This is a genomic window from Azospirillum picis (assembly GCF_017876115.1).
Classification (GTDB): domain Bacteria; phylum Pseudomonadota; class Alphaproteobacteria; order Azospirillales; family Azospirillaceae; genus Azospirillum; species Azospirillum picis.
In genome coordinates this window covers 1-18359 of sequence record NZ_JAGINO010000038.1, presented here as the reverse complement: position 1 = coordinate 18359, position 18359 = coordinate 1, and the positions used below count along the sequence as shown (strand labels likewise).

Genomic DNA, 18359 nt, shown 5'->3' with positions numbered 1-18359 from the left:
GCGAGGGTTTTTCCCGCTGCTACGCAACATCTGTACATGCCGTAGCGTGAGAGTGGAGGAGGGTCAGGGTGGAGGCAAAGCACCTCACCCCGCCATCCGCTGGCCCTCCGCCAGCAGTTGCCCCAGCAGTGCACGCAGCGCACCCGGCCGCACCGGCTTGTAGAGCAGCCGGCAGCCGGCAGCCTCGATATCCTCGCGGACGGAGATGTCGCGGTCGGCGGTGACCACGGCGGCGGGGATGTCGCTGCCCAGGGTCGCCCGGAGGGTTCGCAGCGCCTCCACGCCGGTCAGGCTGCGGTCGAGGTGGTAGTCCGTCAGGATCACGTCGGGGGTGCGGCCGTCCAGCTTCGCCAGGGCGAGGTCCGGCGCGACCGCGGTGACGACGCGGCAGGACCAGCTCGACAGCAGATCCTCGGTCGCGCGGGCGATCGCCGGCTCGTTCTCCAGGCACAGCACCAGCACGCCGCGCAGGTCGCGGCCGCGCGGGCGTGCCACCACGGCACGGGCGGCCACCGGCTCGTCGGTCAGCGGCACCAGCACCGAGAAGGCGCTGCCCCGGCCGACCTTCGAACGCACCTGGACCGTGTGGCCGAGGATGCCGGCGAGGCGCTCGACGATGGCGAGGCCGAGGCCGAGGCCCTTGCCGCGCTCGTCGATCTCGTTGTCGAGCTGGCGGAACTCCATGAAGATTTCCGGCACCTTGTGCTCGGGGATGCCGGGGCCGGTGTCCCACACCTCGATCGACAGGAAGGCGCCGCGGCGCCGGCAGCCCAGCAGGATGCGTCCGGTGCGGGTGTAGCGCACCGCGTTGGCGAGATAGTTCTGCAGGATGCGGCGAAGGAGGGTCGGGTCGCTGCGCACCGTCGCCGAACACTCCACGACCCGCAGCCCCAGCCCGTGTCGGCTTGCCAGCACGGTGAACTCCTCGCCCAGCGGCTTCAGCAGTTCGTCGATGCGCATCGGCACCGGGTTCGGCTTGACCACACCGCTGTCGATCTTCGAGACGTCCAGCAGGTCGCCGAGGATCTGCTCCACCGAGCGCAACGAGGCGTCGATCTGCCGGATGGCGGTGTCGCCGTTGCGCTCCGACAGCGCCGAGAGGAACAGGCGGGCGGCGTGGAGCGGCTGCAGCAGGTCGTGGCTGGCGGCGGCCAGGAAACGGGTCTTGCCGCGGTTGGCGCGTTCGGCCTCGGCCTTGGCCTCGGAGAGGGCGCGGGTCCGCTCGCCGATGCGGCGTTCCAGCGACTCGTTGGCCTCGCGCAAGGCGGCGGCGGCACGGTGCCGCTCGGTGACGTCGGTGTAGACGGCGACGAAACCGCCGCCCCCCGGCTTCGGGCCGGGCATCGGGTTGGTGGCGATCTCCAGCACCGTGCCGTCGGGACGGACCCGCTCGTAGACGTCCGGCCTGTTGCGCCGGCGCGGATCGGAGCGGCGGGCGAGCAGGGTTTCGATCTCGCCGTTGCGGCCGTATTCGCCACGGCGATCGATCAAGCCGACGATCTCCTCCAGCGAGGTGCCGACCTGGACGAAGCCGTCGGGAAGCTCCAGCAGCACCAGGAACTGGTTGTTCCAGGTGGCCACCCGCCAATCCTCGTCGAACACCGCGATGCCCTGCGGCACATTCTCGATGGTGGCGCGCAACAGCTCGTGCTGTTTCAGGATGGCCCGCGAGGCCTCGTCGATGATCGAGCGGGCATCGGTGCGCGACAGCCTGCGGTCGGACAGCAGGCCCGCCACCACCACGCGGGCTGACGCCGAACCGACGGCGCCGGCAAGCAGCCGTTCGGTCAACTGGATCGCCTCGCCGTCGGTGCGGATCAGCAGGGCGGTCTGCAGGTCGCCGTCCTCCACCCCGGTGAAGCGGCGGAAGGCGGCATCGGCACGCGGCTGGCCGACGTAGCGCACCGCCAGGTCGTGGAGGTCGGCCAGCGTCGCGCCGCGCGGCCCGTGCGGTTCGCCGTCCGAGGCGTGGCGCAGACTCATGAAGCGGGCGGCCTGCTGGCGCTCCAGCGTCGACGGGCGGGTCAGCAGCGACACCAGCACGAACAGCAGCAGGTTCGGTCCCAGGCTCCACAGCGCGGCGTTGGTCAGCGGGTCGATGCCGGCGATGCCGGCCAGCGCGATCGGGCTCAGGCCGGTCAGGCCGAAGGGTCCCTCGCGCAGGGCGCTGGGCGCCAGCCAGCCGGCGTCGGCGAAGGACGGCAGCAGCATGGTGTAGGCCCAGCCGATGAAGCCGGCGCAGATCCCGGCGAAGGCGCCGCTGCGGCTGGCGCGGCTCCAGACCAGCCCGCCGAGCAGCGCCGGTGCGAACTGTGCCACCGCGGTGAAGCTCATCATGCCGATGGTCGCCAGCGGGAAGGCCGGGCCGATCAGCCGATAGCAGCCGTAGGACAGCAGGACCAGGACGATCACCGCCGACCGGCGCACCAGCAGCAGGATCCCTGCCGGGTCGTCGCGCAGCCGCCGGTCGCCGGGGCGCAGCGCCATCAGCAGCGGCACGGCGATGTCGTTGCAGATCATGGTGCTGAGCGCCACCATCTCCACCAGGATCATGCTGGTGGCGGCCGACAGCCCGCCGATGAAGGCGGCCAGCGCCAGCCAGGGCCAGCCCTGGGTCAGTGGGATGGAGACCATGAAGGTGTCGGCGTTGGTCGTGCCGTCCGGGAACAGCAGCAGCCCGGCCAGCGCCACCGGCAGCACGAACAGGTTGATGGCGACCAGATAGGCCGGGAACAGCCTGGCAGAGGAGCGCACGTCGCCGCTATGGGTGTTCTCCACCACCGCGACGTGGAACTGGCGCGGCAGGCAGAGGATCGCCAGTCCCGAGAGCAGGCAGGCCACCCACCAGTCGGCACCGATGCTGTCCAGCCGGATCAGCTCCAGGAAGCCGGGATGCCGCGCGGCGGCGTCGAAGAAGGTGGCGGGGGTGCCGAAAATGGCGAAGGCGATGACGCCGCCGACCCCCAGCGCCGCGGCGAGCTTCACCACCGACTCGGCGGCGATCGCCATCATCAGTCCGCGATGGTGCTCGTTGGCCGACACGCTGCGCACGCCGAACAGGATGGCGAAGGCGGCCATCAGCAGCGCCGCCAGCAGCGCCGTTCCGCCCGGCATCTGGTTGACGTCGGCGCCGATCGAAGAGCCGGCGAGGATCTCGAAGCTGACGCTGATCGCCTTCAACTGCAGTGCGATGTAGGGCAGCAGCCCGATCACCGCGGCGATGGTGACGAGTGCCGCCAGGCCGCGGCTCTTGCCGTAGCGCGCCGACAGGAAATCGGAAATGGAGACGACATTTTCCGACTTGGCCACGCGCACGATGCGGGCCAGGATCGGCCATCCCAGCCCGATCATCACGATCGGGCCGATGTAGATCGGCAGGAAGTAGAAGCCCCCGGTCGCCGCCCGCCCGACGGCGCCGTAGAAGGTCCAGGATGTGCAGTAGACCCCGAAGCTCAGCGCGTAGAGCCAGGGCGTCCGGCGTTCGCTTCCATGCGGGTTGGTGCGGTCGCCGTACCATGCGATGGCGAACAGCGACAGCAGATAGGCAAGTGACGCGGCCAGGATGAACCAGCTTTCCATGGGGCTTTCCGCATCCCGTTCTTGATTTTCTCTGCCTGAGCGATCGAGCCTACCACAGAGACGGGGATGCCGCCCGTTCGCGTTGGGCGGTGTGCAGCCGGTCCATACGAAGCGGGCGGAGGAGGTTGGCCCTCTCCGCCCGTCCATCATGTGCGACCCAGCCGCTCGAGCGATACGCGTCTCAATCGTGTTGGTAGATGTCCACGTCCTTAGTTTCGCGGACGAACAGGAGGCCGATCACCAGCGTCGCGGCGGCGATGACGATCGGGTACCAGAGGCCGGAGTATATGTCGCCGGTCGCCGCCACGATGGCGAAGGAGGTGGTCGGCAGGAAGCCGCCGAACCAGCCGTTGCCGATGTGGTAGGGCAGGGACATCGAGGTGTAGCGGATGCGGGTCGGGAACATCTCCACCAGCATGGCGGCGATCGGGCCGTAGACCATGGTCACGTAGATGACCAGCACCGTCAGCAGCGCGACGACCATCACCGTGTCGATGCGGGCCGGATCGGCCTTGGCCGGATAGTTGGCGGTCTTCAGCGCATCGCCCAGCCCCTTGTCGAAGGCGGCGCCGGCGCTCTTGGCGTCGGTCGGGGTGGCGGGGGCGGTGGCCGGGGCATGGCCCAGCGACACGGTGGAATTGACCTGCGGCGCCGCGGAATAGCCGGGGATGACCGTGCTGCCGACCTTGATCGAGGCGACGGTGCCGGCGGGGGCGGCTTCGTTGGTGTAGGGGATGCCGCGCTTCACCAGGGCGCTCTTGGCGATGTCGCAGGAGCTGGTGAACTGGCTGGTGCCGACCGGGTTGAACTGGAACGAGCACTCGTTGGGATCGGCGACCACCACCACCGGGGCAGTGGCGATGGCTTCCTCCAGCGCCGGGTTGGCGTAGTGGGTGATGCCCTTGAACAGCGGGAAATAGGTCAGGCAGGCCAGCAGCAGACCGGCCATGATGATCGGCTTGCGGCCGATCCTGTCGGCAAGCGTACCGAAGATCACGAAGAAGGGGGTGCCGATCAGCAGGGCCGCCGCGATCATCAGGTTGGCCGTCTGGGCATCCACCTTCAGCGTCTGGGTCAGGAAGAACAGCGAATAGAACTGCCCGGTGTACCAGACCACCGCCTGGCCGGCGACGAGGCCGAACAGGGCGAGCAGGACGATCTTCAGGTTCTTCCACTCGCCGAAGGATTCGGTCAGCGGTGCCTTGGAATGCTTGCCCTCGTCCTTCATGCGCTTGAAGGCCGGCGATTCGTTGAGCATCAACCGGATCCAGACCGAGATGCCGAGCAGCACGATGGAGATCAGGAACGGGATGCGCCAGCCCCAGTCGTTGAAGGCTTCGGGTGACAGCGCCACGCGGCAGCCCAGGATGACCAGCAGCGACAGGAACAGGCCCAGCGTCGCGGTCGTCTGGATCCAGGACGTGTAGTTGCCGCGCCGGCCATGCGGGGCATGCTCGGCCACGTAGGTGGCGGCGCCGCCATACTCGCCGCCCAGCGCCAGTCCCTGCAGCAGGCGCAGGGCGATCAGGATGATCGGGGCGGTGATGCCGATCGACGCATAGTTGGGAAGGATGCCGACGATGAAGGTCGACAGGCCCATGATCAGGATGGTGACGAGGAAGGTGTACTTGCGGCCGATCATGTCGCCGAGCCGCCCGAAGACCAGCGCGCCGAACGGCCGGACGGCGAAGCCGGCGGCGAAGGCCATCAGGGCGAAGATGAAGCCCGCCGTCGGGTTGACGCCCGAGAAGAACTGCGCGGCGATCACGGCGCTGAGAGAACCGTACAGATAGAAATCGTACCACTCGAACACGGTCCCGAGCGACGATGCGAAGATGACCTTCTTCTCCTCACCCGTCATCGGTCGGACGGCATCCGCCGTCGAAGCCGCATAGGCCATTGTCTTCACCCTCCCAAGTGAATGGTCGATTTTCCGGTGGGGATCTTTTGGCGAGCGGCGCCGGACGGTCGGACAGGTGACCGGGCGCAGCTCATAATTTATGAAACAGATTGTGAGCTATACAAACTGTTTTGGTCACCCCCGACCATGGTCGGGGTCGCGAGGCCCACGGTACCCAAGTACACTAATCTTTTGTGCGGGTTTCGGCGGCGCCCGGCGCCGGGATGCCCGTCGGCTACTGGAAGACCGGAACGTACAGCAATCCGCCCTGCGTCCAGGGCCGGTTGGAACCGCGGTCCAGCTTGTAGGGCGAACGGGCGCCGAGGTTGCGCTCGAAGATCTCGCCGTAGTTGCCGACTTGGACGATCGCCTGATAGGCCCAGTCCGGGCGCAGGCCCGCTTTCGCCGCCACGTCGGGCAGGCCGGACAGCAGGCGGCGTATCTCGCTGCTGCCGGTGATGCGCTGGAAATTGGCGTTGGAGCCGGTAACGCCGGCGTCGTCGGCCAGGATCAGCGCATAGATGGTCCAGCGCACCGCCGCCATCCACATCCGGTCGCTGTTGGGCGTCAGCGGGGCGATCGGTTCACGCGCCGCCGCCGGCGCGTCGGTGATCTCCAGGGAATTGGCTGGAAACTGTCCCTGCGGGTTGCGGGACGCATCGAGCGCATGCAGCGCCGTGGTCAGCATGGCACGGTCGGCGCTGATGGCGTTACAGTCACGGCCGAGAAAAGCCTCCAGCGCGTCGGGCCAGCCGGGAAAGCTCCGCAGCCGCCATATCCGCTTCCCGCCTCCGGCCAGTGCCTCCATCGTCGTCTGGGTGGTCGTTCCCGCCGGCACGCAGACCGTCAGCTCTCCGCCCTCCAGCGCCGAGCCGCCGCCTGGACGGCGCCACGCGGCGATGCCCTGGACGTCGTGGAACACCGGGGGCCCGAAATCGACGGCGTAGGCGGCATCGCGCGTCATCGTCCAGGAGGTTTGGGCGAAGGAGACGTCGACTTCGCCGGCGGCGACGGCCGCGAACTCCTGCGGTTTCGACAGGCGGCGGATCTCGATGGCGTCGGCCTTGCCCAGCACCGCGGCGGCCAGCGCCCGGCACAGGTCGACCATGAAGCCCACGGGCCGGCCGGCATCGTCGTTGGCGGCGAAGCCGGGATTGAAGGACACGCCGCAGCGCACGACGCCCCGCCGCTCGATCTCCGACAGGACCGGGCGGTCGGACGCCGGTTCGGCTGCCGTCACCATGTCGGCATGCACCACCGGCACGGTCCCGCCCAGGACCAGCAGCAGCGCCAATCCGGCGACGACCGGCTTCATTCCCATACCCGCACCTTTCCCCGCCCCGACCTTATCCCGCCCCTTATCCGGCGGCGGCGCTATGATACGCTGTGCACGGTGTCCCGCAAACGGCCGGGAACCGGATCGGCGAGGTACGGAAGCGGAATGGCTGGCGGCAACAGGGCGGGCGTGGTGAGGATCGGCGTCGGTGCCCGGCTGTTCGGCGCCCTGGCCTTCAACGGGCTGGTCGCCTGCCTGATCGGGCTCGGCGCCTACATCGCCTTCGACGGGCTGCATGCCGGTATCACCAAGGTGACGTCCGAGCAGTTTCCGGCGGTCGTCGCGTCGGCCAAGCTGGAACGCCAGCACCAACGCATCATGCGGACCCTGGAACAACTGGCTCTGTCCAACGATAATTTCGGACGCGAGACGATCAACCAGGGCCTATCCGACCAGCTCAACGGCTATGACCGGTTGCTGGCCGAGATGGAGGTCTCCGACGGGCGCCAAGCGCCCAGGATCGTCGGGCTGAAGCAGCAGCGCGACGAGATCCTGCGGCTGCGCGATGCCATCGACCGCACGGTTTCCGTCCGCATCGCCGCCCGCCGCGCGCTGGCGGACCGCGACCGTGACGTCCGCCGGATGGCCGATGCGCTGGGCGAGACGGGCCTGCGCGCGGTGGAGGATGCGTCCATCCAGCGCTGGCTCGCACGGGCGGAGCGGCTGCTGTTCCTGGTCGCCTCGGTCCATCAGGTGGAAAACAGCTTCGCCCTGACGCGGCTGGCCGAGGCGGCGGCGGCGCAGCTCCAGACCCTGGCGGAAACGCTTCCCGGCGGTAGCGCCGCCGGAGAGGAGGTGGCGGAGCGGCTGGCCCGATTGACCGAGGGCATGCGGGCGGTGGTGGAGGGCGACCGTTCCGTCTTCGGACAGCGCCAGGCCGACCTGCAGGCGTCGGAGGCGCTGACCGGACTGGTGGACCGCGCCAACCAGGTGTCGCTGGTCAACACCGGCCTCAACACCGGCATCTTCGTCGAACAGACGAAGGCGGCGGAGGAGAGCCGCCAGCAGGTGATTGAGGTGTCCACCATCTACACCCGCCTGTTCTTCGCCTCGTCCGGGGTGGTGGTGCTGGGGATCGTGCTGTCGGTGCTGTATGTCAGGCGCAAGGTGCTGGCGCGGTTGTGGGCGGTGAGCGAGGCGATCCGCGACCGCACCGGCGGCGGCCGCGCCGAGGTGCCCGCCACCGGTGCCGACGAGATCGGTGAACTGGCCAGGGCGCTGCGTTTCTACATCCAGGAGACCGAGGACAAGAGCGCGGCGCTCAGCCGCAACGAGCAGTGGCTGCGCACGGTGCTGGAGGCCGCGCCGGTGCCGCTGGTCATCTCCGGCCGCGCCGACGGGCAGATCCGCTTCGTCAACCGGCGGGCCGCCGACCTCTTCGAGGTGGCCGATGCCGCGGACCTGCTGGGACGGCCCGCCGCCAGCGTCTGGCATGCCCCGGCGGCGCGCGAGGCGTTCGTGCGCGACGTCTTCGGCAGCGGCCTGGCCCTCGACGTCGAGACGGAGCTGGTCACCGAATCCGGCCGGCGCCTGTGGGGCCTGCTGTCCGGCATCTCGTTCGAGTTCCAGGGCGAGGAGGTGCTGCTGAGCTCGGTCGTCGACATTACGCGCCGCCGCGAGGCGGAGGATCTGCTGCGCCGGACCCGGGCTTTCCTGGATGCCGTCATCGACAATGTGCCGAGCGTGCTCTACGTGCTGGAGGGCGACAGCGGGCGGGTGGTGCTGTGGAACCGCGCGGCCGAGGATCGTTTCGGCACTCGGCGCGCCGACATCGAGGACCGGCCGCTGGCCGAGGTGCTGGGGCCGGAGGCCGGACGGGCGCTGGCCGGCGGCGATCCGGGTGCCATGCGCTCGCTCGGGGTGGAGGAACTGGCGCTGACCCGCAATGGCGAAACCGCGGTGTTCGCCCTGCAGCGCCACCCCTTCGAATGGTCCGGCGACGGCCGCTGCCGCATCATCTGCGTCGCCAACGACGTCACCGCGTCGCGCCGCGCCCGCGAGGAGCTGCGCCAGGCGAAGGAGCGGGCGGAGCGGGCCGACGCCGCCAAGACCGAGTTCCTCGCCACCGTCAGCCACGAGATGCGCACGCCGCTGAACGGCATCCTCGGCCTGTGCCGGCTGCTGCTGACCGGCCGGCTCGAGGCCGGCGAGCGGCGCTACGCCCAGTCGATCATGCGATGCGGCCACGGGCTGCTCGACCAGGTCAACGACATCCTCGACCTGCGCAAGATCGAGGACGGCAAGCTCGACCTCGACCCTGCGCCCTGCGCCCTGCTGCCGGTGCTGGAGGAGGTTCTGGCGACGGTCGAGGGGCTGGCGAACGAGAAGGGCATCGCCCTCGATCTCGCCATCGCCCCCGACGTTCCGGAGCAGGTGGTGATCGACCGCCAGCGGCTGCGCCAGATCCTGGTGAACCTGATCGGCAATGCCGTGAAGTTCACCGAGCGTGGCGGCGTCGACCTGCGCGTCGACATCGAAGCGGCTCCGGAACAGTCCGCGTCCGGAGAGATGCTGCGGCTGGCCGTGCGCGACACCGGCATCGGCGTGCCGCCGGAGCGCCGTGCGGCGATCTTCGAGAAGCTGGAGCAGGCCGATGCCACCATCGCACGGCGCTTCGGCGGGAGCGGGCTCGGGCTGGCCATCGTCCGCCACCTGCTGGACGCCATGACCGGCAGCATCCGCGTCGACAGCGCGGTGGGTCTGGGCAGCGTCTTCACCGTCACCATTCCGCTGGAGCGGGTGGAGCAGCCGGCCCTGCCGGCCCGGCCGGGATGGCTGCTGCCGATCAGCCGCGTGCGGTCGCTGGCCCTTCTTCTGGTCGAGGACGACGCCATCAACCGCGAGGTGGCGCTGGGCCTGCTGTCGGATGCCGGCCACCGCATCACCGTGGCGGAAACCGGCGAGAAGGCGGTCGAGCTGGCGGCCAGGCGGCGCTTCGACGCGGTGCTGCTGGACATCCGCCTGCCCGACATCGACGGTCCGGAGGTGGCGCGCCGCATCCGCGTGCTCGCCGATCCCGATCGCGCCGCCGTGCCGATCGTCGCGGTGACCGCGAACGTCTTCGCCGCCGACCGTGCCCGCTACCTCACCGCCGGCATCGACGCGGTGATCGAGAAGCCCATCTTTCCGGAGCGGCTGATGCACCTGCTGTCCAACACCATCGCGGCCCGGACGGGAACGGACGGTATCGAGACCGAGGACGAGGAGGCCGCCGCCCCGCCCGCCCGTCCGCCGGTGGTCGAGGAGGACGTGAACGAGGAGATCCTGGAACGCTACATCCGGTCGCTCGGCCCCCAGCGCTTCTCCACCATCCGCGGGCTGCTGCTGGAATCGGCGGAGGATGGCCTGCCGCGGCTGGCCGCCGCCGACACCCCCGACGAGGACATCGAGGACATCGCCCACCGGCTGGCCGGGGCGGCCAGCCATTTCGGGCTGACCGCCTTCGTCGGCCTGATGCGCGCGGTGGAGGACGGCATGCGCGAGGGCCGGCGGGCGGAGGCGCAGGATCTCGCCTGCACCGCGCAGACTGCCTTCGCCCGCGGGGTGGCGGCGATGGACGCGGTGCAGGCGGCGCTGGCCGGAGTGTAGCGCCTGGGTGTGTAGCGCTTGGCTGCGGACCGGTCGGGCGTGCGGCGCCCCGGCTCGCGCCAGGGCGCCACGCCGTCTCAGCCCGCCTTGGCGGCGCGGTAGGCGTCCATCAACTGGCGGCCGGCGGCCAGGATGGCCTCGCGGTCGCCCTTCTTGACCAGGGTCTCGTCCACCAGCTTGCCGCCGGCGCCGACGCAGGCCACGCCCGCCGCGACGTAGGACGCGACGGTCGAGGCGTCGATGCCGCCGGTGGGCACGAAGCGGACGCCGGGGAACACCGACCTCAGCGCCTTGATGTGGGCCGGGCCGACGGTGGAGGCCGGGAAGATCTTGATGGCATCGGCACCGGCGGAGATGGCGGCATGCACCTCGGTCGGGGTCAGCGCGCCCATCAGGCAGGCGACGCCATGGTCGCGGCAGGCGGCGGCGACCTTCGGCACGACGCAGGGCGACACGACGTAGCGGGCGCCCGCCTTCACGACGTCGGCGACCGCCGAGGCGGTGAGCACGGTGCCGGCGCCGATCAGGGCGCCGCCCTCCGCCGTCAGCTCCTCGATCAGGCCGACGGCGCCGGGGGTGGTCATGGTGATCTCGAAGGTGCCATAGCCGGCTTCGCGCAGCCAGCCGACGGCGGTGCGCGCCAGATCGGCGGAGCTGTTGCGGATGACCGGGACGACGCCGTAGGCGACGAGCTGGTCGAGGACTTCGGCGGGGGATTGAGCGGCAGACATCAGGATTCCTCTGGAACCAAGGTGGAAGCGGCGGCCGGACGGACCGGCGCGCGGTGATGGCCGGCAAGAACGGCCTTGATGCGGGAAAGCCGGCGGTCGAGGCCGGGGGGCGCCTGCAGCCCGACCGCGACGGTCAGCGCGTCGACCAGCGCCAACTGCGCGAGGCGTGACGCCATCGGCGTATGGACGGCGGTGTCCTCGTCGACGTCGACGGTCAGGCGGATGTCGGCACGCTCGGCGAGCGGGGTCGCGGAGGCGGTGATGGCGATCACCGTCGCCCCGCCGTCGCGGGCGATGGCCGCGGCATCGAGGATCTCGGCGCTGGTGCCGGTCTTGGAGATCGCCAGCAGGACGTCGCCCGGCCCCAGCGTCGCCGCCGCCATCGCCTGCAGATGCGCGTCGGAACTGGCGGCGACCTGCGGCAGAAGGCGGAACAGCTTGTGATGGGCGTCGAGTGCCACGGCGCCGGATGCGCCGGCACCGACGATCTGCACGCGCGCCGCGTGTGCCAGGGCCGCTGCGGCCCGTTCGAGCGTCGTGGCGTCAAGCCGGCTGCGCAGGCGCACCAGAGCGTCGATCGCGCGGTTCAGCACCTTTTCCGTGGCGCTGGCGACGCTGTCGCCCGGCGCCAGGTCGCGCACCAGGGGGGCCGGCCGCTCGGCCGCCTGCTCCAGCACCGCCGATGCCGCCAGATGCCTGGCGAGGCCGATCTTGAAATCCTGGAAGCCGTCGAAGCCGGACGACCGGCAGAAGCGCAGAACCGACGGTTCGCTGACGCCGGCCCGTGCGGCGAGCTGCGCCAGGCTGTCGCGCACCGTGGCCTCGGGGTCGGCCAAAACCGTGCGCGCCACCGCCGCTTCGGCGCGGCGCAGCCGGTCCAGGGAGGAGGCGATCGTGTCCAGCATGTCGGCTTGACGGATAGGTTCCGAATTTTTGTAGTTTTACTACATTTCGGGACGCATGTCGAGAGGACAAGTGGAGCGGGACTACATGAAGGGGCAAGGCGGCGGCCCACACCCCGGCCCCGGGCAGGGGCCCGGAGCCGGGGGAGCGGGGCCGGGATCAGGCAGTCCGCGCCTAGGCGGTCCGCACTTGGCGCAGGAAGCGGTCGATCTGCTCCTGGAGGTGGCTGGCCTGGCTGGAGACCTCCTGGGCGACGGACAGCACCTCCTGTGCCGACCGGCCGGTCTGGCCGGCGGCGGTGCGGACCTGTCCGATGTTCTGCGAGGCCTGAGCGGTGCCGCCTGCCGCCTGCTGGACGTTGCGGGCGATCTCCGAGGTGGCGGCGCCCTGCTGTTCCACCGCGGCGGCGATGCTGGCGGAGATGTCGTTCAGCCGGCCGATGGTCAGGCCGATCGAGCGGATGGCGCCGACCGCCTCGTTGGTGGCGGTCTGCATCGCGCCGATCTGGCCGGCGATCTGGTCGGTCGCCTTGGCGGTCTGGCTGGCCAACTGCTTGACCTCCTGCGCCACCACGGCGAAGCCCTTGCCGGCCTCGCCGGCGCGCGCCGCCTCGATGGTGGCATTGAGCGCCAGCAGGTTGGTCTGGCCGGCGATGTCGGAGATCAGGTCGAGCACCGCGCCGATCCGGCTCGCGGCTTCGTTCAGGTCGCGCATGGTGCCATCGGTCCGCTCGGCCTCTCCGGCGGCCTTGGCGGCGATGGTCGCCGACTCGGTCACCTGGCGCGAGATCTCGCCGATCGACTGCGACAGCTCATGTGCCGCCGAGGCTGCCCCGTCGACGTTGACGGAGGCGATCTCGGCCGCCTCCGCGGCGCTGCCGGCCTGGCGCGAGGTATCGTCGGCGGTCGTCACCATGCCGGCCGCGGTCTGGTGCATCTGGGTGGCCGCGGCGGACACGGTTTCCACCACCGTCTTGACGCCGTTCTCGAACTGGTCGGCCAGGGACAGCATGGCTTGCCGGCGCTCGCCGGCGGCGCGCTGGCGTTCCTCCTCGGCCGCGGCGCGGGCGCTCTCCACCTCGCGGGCGGTGTCGCGGAAGACACGCAGCGCCGCTCCCATCTCCGCGATCTCGTCGCGGCCGTCCAGCGCGATGTCGGCGTCGAGGTCGCCGGCGGCGATCCTGCCCATGCCGGTCTTCAAGGCCATCATCCGGCCGATGACGACCCGGCCGATATAGAGCCAGACGACCAGGATCGACACCAGGATGCTGGCCCCCGCGACGACGATCTGGGTGAGGCGGCTGTTGTCGAGCATGCTCGCCGTGGCCTTGCTGGCCTCGGCGATGCCGCCCTTCTGCGCATCGACCAGGGCCGCGATCTCGGTCGACAGCTTGGCGGCCAGCGCATGGTTGCCTTCCAGCAGCGTCGCGAAATGCGCCTGGATCGTCAGCTCCCTCTGGCGGATGCCGACCAGCGAATCGTCGCCGCCGGACAGGGTGGCCAGCAGCGTGGCCTGCTGGCCGGCGACCGCGGCCAGACGTTCGGGCAGCACCTGGACCGCGGAGGTCAGGTTGGCCAGCGCGACCGAACTGCGGGTCTCGATGACCGTCAGCTTCTGGTCGTCCGCCGACTCCGCCGCCTCCATCAGCATGTTGCGGAGGTTCGCCGCCTCGTCGACGACGGTGTTCAGCGGCTTCTTCTGGGCGAGCGTGCGGACCAGCGTCGCCCCGGCCTCGCGCATGGCGGCCTCTGTGGTGTCCGGCTCGGTGAGGGTGGCAAGCGCCTGCTGCTCCTCGTTGTTCATGACGGACCGCCAGGGCGAGGTAAATTTCTGGATCTCGGCCTCCGCCGCCATCACCTTCGGTATCATCGCCCGGCGGCGGGACGCCAGCTCGACCTTCTCGGCCGCCGCCTTGTCCAGCTCGACGAGGCTGCCGAGCAGCCCCTGGGACGCCTCCTCGATGGCGGCGAGCCCGGCGCCGGCCGATCCGCCCGCCCTCAGCTTGGCGAGGCGGGCATTGAACTCGTCCTTCGCGGCGCCGATGCGGGCCGACACCGCCTCGCGCGCCTCGGCGGTGTCGGCGGAGGTCAGGGCCGGGGCGAGCGCCACCAGCCGCTCGGCCTGCTGCGCCACGCCCATCGCTTCGGTCATGGCCGGCACCGCTTGGCCGACGATCACGTCGATCGTCTTGCGGACGTTGGCGTATCCCGTCAGCGCCACGATGGCCGCCACCAGGGTGCCGGACAGCACGATGCCGACGGCGATCATCAGCTTTCCGCGCAGGCCCGAATACCATGCGCTTGCCGGCCGTCCCGCCGTGCCGTTGCCCGCCGTGCCGTTGCCTGTCGACGAGGGCTTCCCGTGGTTCCTGTCAAACATCCCGTCCTCCCCATGCGCATGGACCAGGCGGTCCGCGCCCAATGCCACAGCCTTGCACGCCCGTGCGGCCGGCCCTTCCGGCTCTCGCCGCAGACGTGGTTCGATCAACGCCCCCCGGGCCTTGCGGCCGGGACTCCTTCCGACCGGCCGCCGCGCGACCGAAGTCGGGCGGATCGCCGATAAAAAGCGGAAAATTGTAAATATTGTTACAGACCCATGGTCAGGTAAGCGCAGAATTTGCTAAGAAAGAAATAAGGGCATTCCGCAATTTTCCCGTGAGGCGGCAGATCTCACAGCGTCACGCCGGCTGCCGGTTCCAGGCTCATCCGAAAGACAAGGCGGATGGCCGGCATCCAAACTGTACGGCCTATGCCGTATGTTAAGGATTCTCTCCTTGATTGCGAAATCCCAGCGCATTCCGCACCCCTAGGTGCAAGGATATGATCGACTCGCGCCGTTTCCGCACCTGCCGCACCGATGCTGGGGACATCATCGACGACCACCGGTAGCAGAGCACCGGGCCGGCCCGACGAGCGGACCGGCCAGGCGGGCGGTAACGGGGACGCGGCAGGGGCTCAGGCCAAGGCTTCGCGCGGGCCGAAGAACTCGTGGACGATGGAGGACGGCGGCAGGCCGAGGGCGGTCAGCGCCTGGATGACGGCAGCCATGAAAGGCTTCGGCCCCACCACGTAGGCGTGCAGCCCGTCTTCGTCGGGCAGCAGTGCCGCCAGCCGGTCCCGATCCAGCAGGCCCGTCATGTGCGGGCGGTCGCCGGGTTGCGGATCGGCATAGCAGTAGACCGGTTTGAACGACTGGTGGAGAGCCGCCAGCCGGTCGACCTGCCCGCGGAAGGCATGGACCGAGCCGTTCAGCGCGGCGTGGACATAGATGACCGTCCGGCCGGCTGCCAGCGCCTGTTCGGCCAGCGGCAGCGCCGGGGTCTGGCCGACGCCGCCGGTGACCAGCAGGAGCGGGCCGGTACCGTCGCGCAGGACGAACTCGCCGGCCGGCGGGTAGGCATCGAGCATGTCACCGACCTGGACGCTGTCGTGCAGGAAGGCCGAGACCAGCCCATGCGGCTCGCGCTTCACCGAGATGCGGTAGTCGCGGCCGTTGGGTGATGCCGACAGGCTGTAGTTGCGGTGCACCGTCTCGCCGCCGACGGCGAGGCGCAGGCCGAGATACTGGCCCGGCAGGAAGTCCATCACCGGTCCGCCGTCGACCGGCGCCAGCCGGAACGAGGTGATGACGGTGCTTTCCGGCGTCTTCTCGACGATCTTGAAGCGCCGCGCGCCGCGCCAGCCTCCGCTCAGCGCCGCCTTGCGGGCGTATTCCTGCTCTTCCGCGGCGATCAGCAGGCGGGCGAGCTGCCAGTAGGCGGCTCCCCAGGCATCCGCCACCTCGGCCGTCACCGCCTCGCCCAGGACCTTGCCGATGGCCTCCATCAGGCAGGTCCCGACGATCTCGTATTGGTCGGGGGTGATGTTGAGGGAAACATGCTTCTGCACGATGCCCTCCACCGCCGGGCCGAGGACCTCCAGCCGGTCGATGTTGGAGGCGTAGGCGATGATGGCGTTGGCGAGGGCCTCGGGCTGGGCGCTGCTGCGCTGGTGGCTCTGGTTGAAGACGGAACGGACTTCGGGGAAGCGCTCGAACATCAGGGGGTAGAAGGTCCCGGTGATCCGGTTGGCATTGGCGGCGACCGCCGGGGCGGTGGCCTTGATGACGGCGATCTGGTTGGGCGTCAGCATGAAGGGAACATTCCTTTTGCGCGTCATGATGTCGCAACGGGATGGCAAGCCCTGTGCCAAAGCGACGCAGCGCGCAATTCCGCGATGGCCGACGATGCTGTTGTCGGAATGACCGCCAGGGGTATGATGTCGGATGGACAACGGTGCGGTCATTCCGACAACGGCGCTTGCGCCGGACGAGGCGGCGACGTTGCTGCGGGCGCTGGAGGAGCCGGCGCGGCTGTGGCCGCTGCTGCTCGACCTGATGGTGCGGCATCTGCCCTGCGACGCCTGCGCCCTGCTGCGGCACGAGGGCGGAGCGGGTGGAGGGCAGGAGGGGGCCGGAGGAGGGGACGAGGCGCTCCTGGTGCCGCTTGCCACGCGGGGATTGAGCCCCGACACGCTCGGCCGTCGTTTCCCCCTGGATGACCACCCGCGCCTGCGGGCAATCGCCGGGGGGGCAGCCGGTCCGTTGCGCTTTCCGGCGGACTGCGACCTGCCCGATCCCTATGACGGGCTGATCCCCGACCAGGGCGACCGCCTGCATGTCCATGACTGCATCGGGGCGCCGCTGGCGGTGGACGGCCGGCCCTGGGGGGTCCTGACGCTGGACGCGCTGAACGCTGGCCGCTTCGACGGCTGGGAGGAGGCGATCGCCGCGTGGGCACGGCTGGCCGAGGCGCTGGCCGCCACGGTGGAAAGCCGGGCGGCGGCGGTGCGGCAGGCGACGATGCGGCCACCGGCCTTCGACCATCAGGCGGAGCAGCAGCCGGCCGATCCCCGGGCGGGGGCGGACATGCTCGCCCCTCCCGGCGCGAGCCCGGCGATGGCGGCCCTGCTGGCCGAGATCGATACGGTGGCCGCCAGCGATCTCGTCGTGCTGGTGCTGGGCGAGACGGGGGTCGGCAAGGAACTGGTGGCGCACCGGCTGCATGCCCGGTCGGGGCGTTCGGCCGGGCCGCTGGTACAGGTGAACTGCGCCGCCCTGCCCGAGGCCTTGGTGGAGAGCGAGCTGTTCGGGCATGTGCGCGGCGCCTTCTCCGGCGCGCTGGCCGACCGGCGCGGCAAGTTCGAACTGGCCGACGGCGGCACCCTGTTCCTGGACGAGGTCGGCGAATTGCCGGCCGCGGCCCAGGCCAAGATGCTGCGTGCCCTGCAGAACGGCGAAATCCAGCGGGTCGGCTCCGACCGCAACATCACCGTCGACGTGCGGGTCGTCGCCGCGACCAACCGCGACCTGGCGACGGAGGTCCGGGAGGGACGCTTCCGTGCCGACGTCTATCACCGGCTCAGCGTCTATCCGTTGCGCGTGCCGCCGCTGCGCGACCGCGGTGCCGATGTCCTGCGGCTGGCCGGCCTGTTCCTGGAGCGGAACCGCGCCAGGCTGGGCCTGCGCAACCTGCGTCTTTCGGCCGGGGCGGAGCGGTGCATGCTCGTCTATCCCTGGCCGGGCAACGTGCGCGAATTGGAGCACGCCATCGGCCGTGGCGCCATCCGTGCCCGCGTCGCCCGCCCGCCCGACGGCGGCGTCCTGACCCTGACGCCGGTCGACCTCGGCCTCGAAGACGGGGAGGCTGCCGTGGCAACCCCGGCTGCGGAGCCGCCGCCGCTGGTGCCGTTGCCCGGCGTGCTGCCTCTGCGCGAGGCGACGGAGGAGGTGCAGCGGCGGCTGATCCAGGACCGGCTGCAGCGCCATGGCGGCAACTGGGCGCAGGCGGCCCGTTCGCTCGGGCTCGACCGCAGCAACCTGTTCCGCCTCGCCCGGCGGCTGGGGCTGCGGGAATGACGGCGGACGGCCCGGTCTGGCGGTCCGATATCGACGCGCTGGTCTTCCGCCCGGCCGGGCACGGCGGCTGGTGTGCGGTTCACCGCCTGGCGTTCCGTGCCCTGCTGGGGCGGCGGGATCCGGCGCCGGAAGACTGCCTCGCGCATGCCGTTGCCCGGCGCGACGCCTTCGACCGCGCGGCGGCGGAGAAGATCAGGCGGCGGGGCCTGGATGCCGGGGACAGCCTGCACCTGACCAGCCGCGACGTGGAGCGGGCCTGCGGTTAGCGTGCGGTGGGGGGGGGGGGGGCCCCGCCCCCCCCCCCCCCCCCCCCCCCCCGCCCGCCGCCCCCCGCCCCCCCCCCCCCCCCCCGCCCCCCCCCCCCCGGGGGGGGCGCGCCCCCCCCCCAGCCACAACCCCCGCGCCCGCACCACGGCGCCCCAACCAC

At 70.5% G+C, this 18359-nt stretch carries 10 protein-coding genes; 3 read left to right on the top strand and 7 right to left on the bottom strand.

What is annotated here, in order from left to right:
* Positions 1-84: 84 nt before the first annotated feature.
* The 3 genes from J2850_RS30195 to J2850_RS30185 all read right to left on the bottom strand — a co-directional run bounded on the left by J2850_RS30195 (position 85) and on the right by J2850_RS30185 (position 6794).
* Positions 85-3579: a hybrid sensor histidine kinase/response regulator gene (locus J2850_RS30195; RefSeq protein ID WP_209990904.1), complete on the bottom strand. Its 3495-nt coding sequence runs from the start codon at positions 3577-3579 to the stop codon at positions 85-87.
* A gap of 181 nt (positions 3580-3760) precedes the next feature.
* The gene (locus tag J2850_RS30190; RefSeq protein WP_209990902.1) at positions 3761-5479 is read right to left on the bottom strand and encodes an MFS transporter; all 1719 of its coding nucleotides are present in this window, start codon (positions 5477-5479) and stop codon (positions 3761-3763) included.
* Between the two features lie 235 nt (positions 5480-5714).
* Complete coding sequence (locus J2850_RS30185; protein WP_246513761.1) at positions 5715-6794, bottom strand: transporter substrate-binding domain-containing protein; 1080 nt, start codon at positions 6792-6794, stop codon at positions 5715-5717.
* Between the two features lie 126 nt (positions 6795-6920).
* Between J2850_RS30185 and J2850_RS30180 the strand changes: the two genes are divergently transcribed.
* Complete coding sequence (locus tag J2850_RS30180; RefSeq protein WP_209990899.1) at positions 6921-10403, top strand: ATP-binding protein; 3483 nt, start codon at positions 6921-6923, stop codon at positions 10401-10403.
* A gap of 77 nt (positions 10404-10480) precedes the next feature.
* Here J2850_RS30180 and J2850_RS30175 read toward each other — a convergent pair whose 3' ends face one another.
* The 4 genes from J2850_RS30175 to hmpA all read right to left on the bottom strand — a co-directional run bounded on the left by J2850_RS30175 (position 10481) and on the right by hmpA (position 16167).
* A complete protein-coding gene (locus tag J2850_RS30175; protein ID WP_209990897.1) occupies positions 10481-11134 on the bottom strand; it encodes a bifunctional 4-hydroxy-2-oxoglutarate aldolase/2-dehydro-3-deoxy-phosphogluconate aldolase in 654 nt (217 codons plus the stop codon).
* Entirely contained in the window at positions 11134-12039 is a 906-nt protein-coding gene (locus tag J2850_RS30170) for a MurR/RpiR family transcriptional regulator (RefSeq protein WP_209990894.1), read from the bottom strand. Before J2850_RS30170 ends, J2850_RS30175 begins: the two co-directional genes overlap by 1 nt.
* A gap of 172 nt (positions 12040-12211) precedes the next feature.
* The gene (locus J2850_RS30165; RefSeq protein WP_209990892.1) at positions 12212-14416 is read right to left on the bottom strand and encodes a methyl-accepting chemotaxis protein; all 2205 of its coding nucleotides are present in this window, start codon (positions 14414-14416) and stop codon (positions 12212-12214) included.
* 575 nt (positions 14417-14991) lie between these two features.
* Positions 14992-16167 (bottom strand): NO-inducible flavohemoprotein, encoded by a 1176-nt coding sequence (gene hmpA, locus J2850_RS30160; RefSeq protein WP_209990890.1) that lies wholly within the window; start codon positions 16165-16167, stop codon positions 14992-14994.
* A gap of 133 nt (positions 16168-16300) precedes the next feature.
* Here hmpA and norR point away from each other — a divergent pair, with 133 nt between their 5' ends.
* Together norR and J2850_RS30150 are read left to right on the top strand one after the other, a co-directional pair.
* Entirely contained in the window at positions 16301-17932 is a 1632-nt protein-coding gene (gene norR / locus J2850_RS30155; RefSeq protein WP_209990888.1) for a nitric oxide reductase transcriptional regulator NorR, read from the top strand.
* Positions 17929-18198 (top strand): hypothetical protein, encoded by a 270-nt coding sequence (locus J2850_RS30150; protein ID WP_209990886.1) that lies wholly within the window; start codon positions 17929-17931, stop codon positions 18196-18198. Before norR ends, J2850_RS30150 begins: the two co-directional genes overlap by 4 nt.
* The last annotated feature ends 161 nt before the right edge of the window (positions 18199-18359 follow it).

What these genes read in the sequence shown, in the direction of transcription:
- J2850_RS30170 (WP_209990894.1), bottom strand. Translation starts at nt 12,039, where the DNA reads ATGCTGGACACGATCGCCTCCTCCCTGGACCGGCTGCGCCGCGCCGAA.
- J2850_RS30185 (WP_246513761.1), bottom strand. Translation starts at nt 6,794, where the DNA reads ATGAAGCCGGTCGTCGCCGGATTGGCGCTGCTGCTGGTCCTGGGCGGG.
- J2850_RS30150 (WP_209990886.1), top strand. Translation starts at nt 17,929, where the DNA reads ATGACGGCGGACGGCCCGGTCTGGCGGTCCGATATCGACGCGCTGGTC.
- J2850_RS30180 (WP_209990899.1), top strand. Translation starts at nt 6,921, where the DNA reads ATGGCTGGCGGCAACAGGGCGGGCGTGGTGAGGATCGGCGTCGGTGCC.
- hmpA (WP_209990890.1), bottom strand. Translation starts at nt 16,167, where the DNA reads ATGCTGACGCCCAACCAGATCGCCGTCATCAAGGCCACCGCCCCGGCG.
- norR (WP_209990888.1), top strand. Translation starts at nt 16,301, where the DNA reads ATGGACAACGGTGCGGTCATTCCGACAACGGCGCTTGCGCCGGACGAG.
- J2850_RS30190 (WP_209990902.1), bottom strand. Translation starts at nt 5,479, where the DNA reads ATGGCCTATGCGGCTTCGACGGCGGATGCCGTCCGACCGATGACGGGT.
- J2850_RS30165 (WP_209990892.1), bottom strand. Translation starts at nt 14,416, where the DNA reads ATGTTTGACAGGAACCACGGGAAGCCCTCGTCGACAGGCAACGGCACG.
- J2850_RS30195 (WP_209990904.1), bottom strand. Translation starts at nt 3,579, where the DNA reads ATGGAAAGCTGGTTCATCCTGGCCGCGTCACTTGCCTATCTGCTGTCG.
- J2850_RS30175 (WP_209990897.1), bottom strand. Translation starts at nt 11,134, where the DNA reads ATGTCTGCCGCTCAATCCCCCGCCGAAGTCCTCGACCAGCTCGTCGCC.